9 protein-coding genes are annotated in these 9,845 nt (G+C 45.2%); 3 read left to right on the top strand and 6 right to left on the bottom strand.

Translation table 11 applies throughout. The features are described 5' to 3' along the window. A partial coding sequence (locus ACP5N5_RS03710; protein ID WP_428133066.1) for a biotin--[acetyl-CoA-carboxylase] ligase occupies positions 1–674 on the top strand: 674 nt, incomplete at its 5' end. 5 nt (positions 675–679) lie between these two features. Here the strand turns inward: ACP5N5_RS03710 and ACP5N5_RS03705 are convergent. Then, positions 680–2,023 carry a TldD/PmbA family protein gene (locus ACP5N5_RS03705; protein ID WP_428133063.1) on the bottom strand — a complete coding sequence of 448 codons (1,344 nt, stop codon included), beginning with the start codon at positions 2,021–2,023 and terminating at the stop codon, positions 680–682. A gap of 2 nt (positions 2,024–2,025) precedes the next feature. Continuing rightward, positions 2,026–3,417 (bottom strand): TldD/PmbA family protein, encoded by a 1,392-nt coding sequence (locus ACP5N5_RS03700; RefSeq protein WP_428133069.1) that lies wholly within the window; start codon positions 3,415–3,417, stop codon positions 2,026–2,028. Between the two features lie 123 nt (positions 3,418–3,540). Between ACP5N5_RS03700 and ACP5N5_RS03695 the strand changes: the two genes are divergently transcribed. Continuing rightward, positions 3,541–5,829 (top strand): DEAD/DEAH box helicase, encoded by a 2,289-nt coding sequence (locus tag ACP5N5_RS03695; protein WP_198011721.1) that lies wholly within the window; start codon positions 3,541–3,543, stop codon positions 5,827–5,829. 152 nt (positions 5,830–5,981) lie between these two features. Here the strand turns inward: ACP5N5_RS03695 and ACP5N5_RS03690 are convergent, their stop codons facing one another. The 4 genes from ACP5N5_RS03690 to ACP5N5_RS03675 form a co-directional block, all read right to left on the bottom strand. Continuing rightward, on the bottom strand, positions 5,982–6,686 hold the full coding sequence (locus tag ACP5N5_RS03690; RefSeq protein WP_428133060.1) for a hypothetical protein: 705 nt from the start codon (positions 6,684–6,686) through the stop codon (positions 5,982–5,984). 4 nt (positions 6,687–6,690) lie between these two features. Then, a complete protein-coding gene (locus ACP5N5_RS03685) occupies positions 6,691–7,971 on the bottom strand; it encodes an ATP-binding cassette domain-containing protein (RefSeq protein ID WP_428133057.1) in 1,281 nt (426 codons plus the stop codon). Between the two features lie 56 nt (positions 7,972–8,027). After that, entirely contained in the window at positions 8,028–8,729 is a 702-nt protein-coding gene (locus ACP5N5_RS03680; protein WP_012608418.1) for an ECF transporter S component, read from the bottom strand. A gap of 72 nt (positions 8,730–8,801) precedes the next feature. Beyond that, positions 8,802–9,308 (bottom strand): NUDIX hydrolase, encoded by a 507-nt coding sequence (locus ACP5N5_RS03675; protein ID WP_042667554.1) that lies wholly within the window; start codon positions 9,306–9,308, stop codon positions 8,802–8,804. Between the two features lie 100 nt (positions 9,309–9,408). On the opposite strand from ACP5N5_RS03675, the gene ACP5N5_RS03670 reads away from it, so the two are divergent. Then, positions 9,409–9,845 (top strand): flavodoxin family protein (locus ACP5N5_RS03670; RefSeq protein ID WP_428133052.1); only part of this gene is annotated, 437 nt, incomplete at its 3' end.

Here is a 9,845-nt window from a genome sequence, read left to right as displayed (position 1 = left end):
GAATTATAACAGGATCAACGATGACTTCAGCGAAACAGATGCCACCATGGAGTATAGTTGTATCAGAGATGCAGACACAGGGTAGAGGAAGACATGGAAAGACATGGATAGGGAATCTCGGAGGATTATGGATCACGTTCAAGATTAATACCACACCCCAGGTAACACAGGTTCTTTCAATAGCGATACCAGTCCTCCTAGTCAGGATGCTAAGAGATAAACTCGGTATAAATGTTGAAATCAAGTGGCCTAACGACATAATATTTGGGGATAAAAAGATCGCTGGGATACTCCTGGAGGGCGAGTACAAGGAGTCAGTAATGGTCACCTATATCGGGATAGGCATAAACGTTAATAATGACCCCCCGCTTGAAGTGGCTGAGAGCATTAAGAACATAGTGGGACACCTGATACCGCGTAACAGGATCCTCTCCTATCTCTCCGGGTGGATTGGCAGGTTGGATAGATTAGCCGGTAGGCCAGATGAGTTGAGGATGGAGTATATGGAGCATCTCTCCACACTAGGTAGAAAAGTCATAGCTATGACAAGCAGTGGTGAAATACAGGGGATCGCAAAGGATGTGACAGAGTATGGAGAGCTGATCATTGAAAACGAATCAGGCAGCCATAGATTATCAAGTGGTGAAATACTTAGGTTAAGGCATGCCGAGTAACCACCTTACCTCCCAGCCACATTAACCCCGTGGATCCATAGGCTTGGGGAGCCAACCCCGTTATTCACAGCTAGGTCTCCTCCAACACCTGCAAGACCGTTGTTCAGCCACTCGTAGATGTTACCAGTGATTACTACTCCTTTAACTGGTTGAATAACCCTACCTTTTTCAACTAGCAATCCATGGCTCACTGTGGCCTTCACGACGCCGTTGACTGGGTTACTCATCCAATACCCGATCATCTCGTAAACCACTAGCGCTCTCCCAGCTTCATTAATGAAGCTGTTTAAATCACCCCTAACCGGCTGAAGTATAAGGTTGGTAACACCCGGTTGCACCGGGCTACCGGGTGAACGCCTGAACCCGTTTCCAGTAGTCTCGGTACTCATCCTAGATGCTGTATAATACGAGTGCAATGGTTGCTTGAACACTCCTTTATCAACCACTATTTTACTATATGTGCCTACACCTTCATCATCGAAACTCCTACTACCTAGTTCCAGGGGTATCAATGGGTCATCTATTATAGATACCTGTTGCGATGCAACCTGCTTACCTGTTTTATCCTTCAATGGGCTCCTTGACTCAAGAATGTTTAAGGCTGAGAAAGCCGGTGCCAACACGGTGGAGATGATTAATCCAGCTGCTTCTGGAGCCAGTATTAAATCGTAGACGCCGCTTTCCACTAATCCTGCATTAGTGAATAACGTTGCCAGCTCACCTGCTTCTTCAGCCTGCTTCAATATATATGATTCGTCGAGTCCGCGTTTAGCTATGAACATTGATTTATCGGATGAGCCGCTAGGTGATTCAGCGCTTAATGTAAGCCACATGCTAATAAATGTGCACTCCGAGCTAGTGTCGACTCCATGCAAGTTTAAAACACGTATCTTCTGGGTACCTAGGTTCAACGAGCCCTCGACGACGATGGCTTTCTCAACATGCTTCTCCATGGCCTTGCTTCTCAAAGTCTCCATGGTGTTTAATAGTAGTTTGAGGGCTTCTTCATCGCTTATATCAGTGATTCTTCTATCGAGGCAAGTAGTACTGCTAGCTCTACGTATTAATGGAGGAAAGCCAGGCCAATATGGGTCCTCAGGGCTCGAGTTAACTATTCCAACTAGTTCACTCACGGCTTTTTCTGGCTCGATGTTTAACGTGGTTAAAGTAATGCCACCGGTTTTCCTTCCAACCGCGCCCCTTAAACCTATATTTGTTATTCTCGAACGCGAGGCCTCCTTAACCATATTGTTTGATACAGTGAATGATAATATATTGGATTCAATGGAGTAAACCTCTACTTCGCTCAACCCTTTCCTAATACCTATCTCCAAGAGCTTCTCGAGCAAGCTTAGCCACCCCCAATAGTGAATCCCCTAACCCTGACATGTGGTCCTCCATCCCCTACCCTAACCATCTGTCCGCTCTTACCGCATCCACCAAACACGCTTGTTTTAACAACCAGGTCTTTTCCCACGGCATCCACGTTCTTCAGTGTCTCAAGTATTATACCACTTAACATGACTCCTTTAACTAGTTTAATAGGCTCACCGTTTTCAACTATGTAGCTTGGACCACTTGTAAACGTGAAGGCACCTGTTAACGGGTTTACCTCACCTCCCATCGCACCCTTACCCCTGATATATAGTCCCCTCCCCATATCCCTAATCATCTCCTCTGGTTCCCAATCCCTGGGCTCCATATAGGTGTTCGTCTGCCTCACCAGTAACGTGTTTCTAAAAGACATTACGCGGGCATTACCAGTAGGAGATGCTCCGAGTCCCCGCGCTGTTGCAAGACTATGGAGAAAGGATGACAACACGCCATTTCTCACCGTATATGTTTTAAGCTTAGGGGTTCCTTCATCATCATAGGGAACGTAGACCCCTCCCTCGACTCTTCCATCATCAATTATTGAGACAAGGGGGCTGGCCACGGTTTCCCCGATTCTACCGCCGAGGACGCTTCCACCGGCTTCAACTATGTCTGCCTCGCTTGCATGCCCAAATGCCTCGTGAAGCATTAGTCCCACAATCTCGTTATCCAGCACAATGTCATATCTACCCGGTTTCACATGCTCTGCCCTCGCTGCATCCACGGCTAGCTTACTGTTCTCAGCAACGTAGTTAAGCCAGTTGAACGACTTAATGAACTCCCACCCAGCTACACCTGACTCGCTTGTCCACAGCATCTCGTATCTACCCTCCACGCTGGCCACTGCCCTTACCCCTACCCCAATCATTCTCCGCGTGAAATCAATGTAGTCTCCCCTACTGGAGACATATATCCTGTGATCCCTCTCATACCCGTATGGAATAATGAGGCTTGAAATACCCTGTACCCCTCTCCCAGCCTTATACATGTCGAATAATAGTTCCACCTTCTCTGAGAGATCCACGTTCTCAGGGTTTAATCCATAGTGACTCACAATCCTATCCCTGTAGACTGGGCGCTCGAGTAATCCCTGTTCCATCCCATGGTGCCCTAGTACCCTGGCCAATTTAATAGCTGACTCCACGGCCTCTCTCATACCTCTCCTACTTAGATCATTGGTTGAGGCATAACCCATCAGTCCTTTTACTAAAACTCTTACACCTATACCACTGGAGTAAGTGGCCGTTGCCTCTCTTAAAACACCATTGTCCACAACCAGGGATTCATAGTAGTAGTCTTGGTAGCGGACATCGATAAAGTCCACGCCGAGCTCCAGCCCGGTTTTCACGATGTAATCTAGGTCTATCATCGGCTCCAAGAGGAACACCTTTATTGGGAGGCTAATTAAAAATAATTGTCTCTGTTAACAAATATATATTTCGTTCCCGGGAACTGGAGGCTGTAACTAGAGATTCATTGACTTGTAACGGGGATGGGCCTGGTGTTCAGGGATCCTCTGGTTAACGAGGTGGATGAGGAGCTTAGATCCAGGTATCCTGAGAGCGGGGTAGCTGTTATATATGAGAGAGTGGAGGAGACACGTGAACCAGAGCCTGGTCCAAGTATAGAGGAATTAGATCTACCCGGCGAAGTAGCCAGGATTCTTCACCGTAGAGGAATTAGGAGACTATATAAATTCCAGTATGAGGCATATCGTCACATTCTAAACAGGGAAAACACTGTGATATCAGCTGGTACAGGTACCGGGAAAACTGAAGCATTTCTGCTCCCTATCTTGAGGGAGATATATTATGTGAGGAAGAGTAATCCAAGAGCTATGATACTATATCCAACGAAGGCCCTTGCAAGGGATCAGCTTAATAGGTTTACTGATTACACTGTGTACCCAATAATAGGCTTCAGCATATATGATGGAGATACACCCAGGAGGCAAAGAGAGAAAATAGGATTGAATCCACCCTCACTCATAATATCGAATCCGGATATGCTACATATAGGGTTAGTGTATAGCTCATATATTAGGGGCTTCGTGGAGAACAGTGAGTTCATGGTTTTCGATGAATTACATGTCTACGAGGGAGTTCTAGGCAGCCACATACATCATCTTGTTGAGAGAATAAAGAGAACCAGCAGGGAGAAACCAGTATTCATAGGTTCATCTGCAACAATTGGTAACCCAAAGGAGTTCGCTGAGGAATTATTTGGTGAGGAAGTCGTTGAGGTGAGGGGTGAGGCGTTCAGAAAGGGCATGGTTACACATGTACTGGTTTCATCAGGCTATTTAAGCAGGTGGAGCGTCGTAGCTTATCTATGCTACATCCTGTCTAGGAGGGGTTTAAAATACATTGTTTTCGTTGATAGCCAGCAACTAGCTGAGTTGCTCACAAGGATTCTTAAGACCAGGTATAACGTAAACATTATGGTTCACCGTGCCGGCCTACCTGCTGATGTAAGAAGGGATATCGAAGTAAAACTGAGAAATGGCTTAATAGATGGAGTTGTAGCAACTTCTACATTAGAGCTTGGTATAGATATAGGAGCATTGGATGCTACTGTAATGGCTATGCCTCCCCCCTCATACTCGAAGTACCTACAGAGAGCTGGTAGAGCTGGTAGACGAAGGAAAGGCTATGTTTTCACAGTGCTAGGGGACGACCCGATAGATGTATACTATGCTAGATCCCCGGAACGGTTTTTCACGCAGTCAATTCCACCGTCCGTTATAGAGCCCTCGAATGAGGAAGTAGCTAAGACGCATCTAGTAGCATATCTTCTCCAGTCATGGAGAGCCAGGATCGATAGCATACCTGGTGAATGGAGAAATATTATAGATGAGTTAGTGGCTGAGGGGATCGTGAAGAAGACTGGAGAGTATATAAGACCTATACCTGTCTCTGCTAGGAGGCTCCTAAGTACACAGGGTGGTTTAAGAGGGATGGGCCCTATTGTGGAGATAGTTGATTCTAGTAGTGGAGATACGTTGGCCACGAGGGAGTTACCTGTGGCACTCCTGGAATTATATCCCGGCGCCATCTACCTGTACATGGGGGAACCATATATTGTTGAGTCGTTGAACCTAGTGGAAAAGAAAGCACTTGTTAAGACACCGGGGGAAAATATAACGGTATATACCAGGCCATTATATACTGTTGACGTCGTTAACTACGATGTATTAATGGAGAGAAAGAGTAGCAGAGGAATAATGGCGTCTTATGCCAAAGTAGTATTAGAGCTAAGCGTGAACGGGGTAGTCGTCAAAGACATGTATACTGGTGAAACAAGATTCACAATGGATCTTGAAAAACCCATTAAATATCAGTATTCAACCAGGGCGCTTCTATTAAAATACCCTGCATATGAGGAGCTAGGGATAAAGGGTTGTGCAGAAGCATTTCACGCAATAGAGCATGCATTAATTTCAGCGGCGAGAGTGACATGCGGCTCCGGTTTAACAGATTTAGGCGGTATAAGCTATCCTAGTGGCGATATAGTAATATATGACTCAGCTATAGGTGGCAGCGGCTTATCTAAGCTACTCTATAAGAGACTGGAAGAAACAGAGGATGTAGCATTAGAAATCATGGGCAAGTGTGACTGCTATGATGGATGCCCAAGATGCATCTATAGTCCATACTGTGGTAATAACAACCAGGTACTCTCACGGAGGAAAGCAATATACGTACTCAGTAAAATTAGAGAAGGCAAGGCTCAAGCAGTAGCACACCCCCTTGAGTTGCGTGGGGGAAAGCCATTGGTTTAAGTAATTTAGCTCCCTAAAGCATTGATATAGGTAGTGATGAGGGTCCCGAATAAAGAGCCGTGCGGCTGTGAAGAGACTACAGGTGCTGAGTACTTTTTCAGAGGTAATTATGATACATCATTTACTTGCAGTGTTTTTAAGAAATGAAGATGTTAAATGTGTAGGAACAGTAAGAAGTAGATAATATCATTCACCGCTAATATAATACTATACTTAAACGAGTAAACGGGGAGTACAGGGTATTTTGCAGGAGTGTTAAGCTTGTAGAAGCAGTACTCCTCGATAAAGCCCCCTATTTCAAGCAGGCTTGCTACAGCTGGTGGTATCCTATTCAATGTTTTCTCTTTTTTAACGTATCCTATAGCTAGGCTTTCAGTAAATGATTTGAGCCCGTAGGGCATAAGCCTCCAGATCAATAATGGTATATTACCGACTCTTCTCGCACCAAGCTTGATAAGTAGTGATGAGATTTCCAGTGGTGAGACAATCATGAATGCAAAAGCCACTATCACAGAGAGGGCAAGTGTTTTAACAGCGATTAATGGTATCAGTGAAGCATCTACTGGGGCGAACCCTATGATTGATGCTATCAGGGCTGTAAGAGACATATACAGTGAGATTACTGATGAAAGAGCTAGGATAGATATAGCCCATTCATATCCCGGCGATATGAGTCCCAGGATTAATGAGAGCACAGCCATTCCAGTTAATGATCTTAGATTGTTCTCCAATAATATAAACACGGTCAAAGATAAGTGAAGCATCTTGACGACCCAGTGGGCTTGCCTAAATCCTGTATCACCCTTAAGAAAGAGTATTTTATAAACAATAGAGACAAGCCAGCTAATAAACCCCATAGTCTCAACCCACTCTAAACTCGTAGTCAAGGAGCTTGATTACCCTCTCATCATGTGTAGCTACTACAACTGTTCTCCCCTCGTTGACTAGCTCTAATAGTACCTCAAGCACCCTTGATGCATTGGCTTGGTCAAGTCCTCCAGTTGGCTCGTCAATCAAGTATATATCGAAACCTCCTAGATACGCTGAAGCCAGTGCCAGCCTCCTCCTCTCCCCTGAGCTAAGTCTTGCCAGTGGGGTGTCTAGTATCCTAGAGATATCGAATATCTCAGCGGTTTCAAATACCTTCTCTTCTCTACCATTAGCCATGTAGAGCAGCTCCTCACGTGGAGTAGGCTTGGTGAAATATAGTAGGGGGTTTTCAGGTATGTATACTGGGGTACCGAGTCTATTAATAAATCCTTTGGTAGGTTTCAGTATCCCGGCTATGAGTTTTAGGAGCGTTGATTTTCCGGCGCCATTCCTCCCGGTTAAACCAGTGATCAATGACTTCTTAACCTGGAGTGATAAGCCTCTGAATAATGGTTTTTCACCAGGGTACTTAAACCAGATGTTTTCTATGTCCACGGCTACCTCATCGTTAACAATTCTCATAGTTTTACTTGGCTGATAGGATTGCTGGAGCACCGCGGTATCCCATTCACCATAATATTTAGCAACCCCATTCTCTAAAACCAGCAGCTTTCCCGCTAATTCCCTCCAGAATAATGGATCATGGTCTATAATGATTATGGAGGCTCCATTATCCCTTGCATCCCTAACCACATCTGCCACTATTCTCCTAGCCTCTCTATCCAGGTATACTAGTGGTTCATCCAGGATCAATACACTGGATTTCTTAGCTAGGGCCTCAGCCCATAGAAGCCTCTGAGTTTCACCAGCGCTTAGATTTATCGTTAATGAATCAATCTTACCTGCGAGCCCGAGTTTTTCAAGGAATACACTGTTACACTTTAATCCAAGCTGAGAGAGTATAAAGCAGTGTTCTGCATACACAGTGTAACCTACTAGCGCGTACCAGGGTTCCTGTGGTATGTATGTTACCAGCTCATATATTTTCTCAAACGGTATCTCTAGAAGTGGGTAACCATTAATTAGTATTGAGCCCTTGAATAAGCCGCCGCTTCTACCCAGTAACCCAGTCAATGCTTTTGCTAGCGTTGTCTTCCCGCTTCCCGATGGCCCGGTTACAACTAATACTTCCCCATTGGAGACATTGATATCTATTCCCCTAATGATGAATCCATCTATATAGCCGGCTACCTCTATATGTGCCTCAATCATTTCCAGCTCACTCAATATTTAGGAAGCGTTAATTAGGCGAGGTGTTAATTAATACCTTACTTTAAATACCCGGCTCTTCTAAGCCATGAGACAACCGGCAGTGCCACCACTATACCTGTAATAGCCTGCCCTATATTCACAGGTATCTCAATAACGGCGTCTATAGGTGGCCTACCCGTGTAGGGGTTCGAGATAAAGTATTCGTATATGAAGTAGCCCGTGACCATTATCATGCCTCCAGTTAATAGGGCCAGTGCTTCACCCATACTACTATACTTCATTAATAATGAGTAGATTAACGTGAAACCCAGGAGCATGCCTATGAGTAGCCAGATATACCATGGTATATTTACCTCGAAGCCTGTTAGGCCGACCTGCACGATGCCCGAGTACTTCACTAACGCGAACCCTGTGAACACGGAGGCGTACACTGCGCCCAGTAACCCACCAATGATTTTCTGGTGTCTCGACCTGAGTAATCTGGCAAGATACCCTGCTACCAGCCCCTCCAACAGCTTTATCATCAGTGTGCCCGGCGCGAAAATCTGGTAGCCAGTGGTTAGATCAGCTAATGCGGCACCTACTCCCCCAGCTATCCCGGCAACTATGGGTCCCGATGTGAGGGCCGCTACATATATCATGGATTCGCCCAGGTTGAAATACCCGCCTGTGGCAGGCTGGTATATTTGAAGCACTATTGTTGCAGCGTAAACGAGTACGGTGAAGACCACTGTTTCAACTATAAGCCTGGTCTTCAATTACATCACCGTTACACGGGTATTTTATTGAACCTATTTAAGAGTTCGTGAACGTTCAATACATCTTCCCGGTTAGATGGACTGATAAATGTTATCCCCGATCTCCACGACTATGTTATCAATGCCCTCTATGGGTATGTAGTTCAACCCTTTCTTCACTATATATCCCACAAGTCTTGACACAGTCCTGGACACCTCCCCGCTCTCCAATGCTTCCTCGAGGCTAAACCATTTAACGTCTACGGCATCACTGCCAGGCCTAGCCTCACTCTTGACGCTTTCAGGATTGAATAATACATCCACTATGATATAATGGTATTTCACTCTTCTCGAGTTGTCTAGCACAATATTGTTTAAAATCCAGATTACTCCAACGGGCTCAGCATCAAGCCCTGTTTCCTCCTTCAGCTCTCTTCTAGCGGCATCACTTATTTTCTCACCGGGCTCTACAATCCCACCTGGCAGGCTCCATTTACCTCTAGCAGGCGGGCTACCTCTTTTAACCAGGAGTATCCTGTTATCCCTGATTAAGACTGCTCCTACAGCCCCTATAGCGAAACCCGGGTATTCTCTCCGCATCTTTTACGCCATGTCTCAATAATTGTCATGGAATTTATTTTTAATAATTGTTCGAAGTATTAAACATTACTCTATGGTGTGATCTAACCAGGTGGTTTACATGGAGGATAAGCCACGAGTTTTAATAATTAATGCTTCGCCGCGTAAATATGGGTCTTCAATGCAGTTATCCGTGGTGGCTTCGAAAGGAGTGATAGATGCTGGAGGTATACCAGAGATAATCAGCCTATACGACTACAAGATAAAGCCCTGCATAGGATGTGTGTCGGATGGTAATAAATACTGTAGGTTTCCCTGTGTAATTAAGGATGACGACTTCAACTCGCTGGCAGAGAAGCTCCTGAACTCCCATGGATTCATAATATCTACGCCAGTATATTGGTATGCCCCAAGCGGCGTCCTAAAAAACTTTATTGATAGGTTGACAAGTATGGAGCACATGATATTCCACAAGGGTAGAAGCCTGTTGGAGGGTAAGGTCGCAGGGTTCATTGCCACAGGTCTCGACAGCGGAGTAATGATGGCTATATCATATCT

The sequence above is a fragment of the Desulfurococcus sp. genome (assembly GCF_049970475.1).
GTDB classification, from domain to species: Archaea; Thermoproteota; Thermoprotei_A; order Sulfolobales; family Desulfurococcaceae; genus Desulfurococcus; species Desulfurococcus amylolyticus.
The sequence above is the reverse complement of the archived record's forward strand: the minus strand, read 5'-3'. Positions and strand labels throughout refer to the sequence as shown.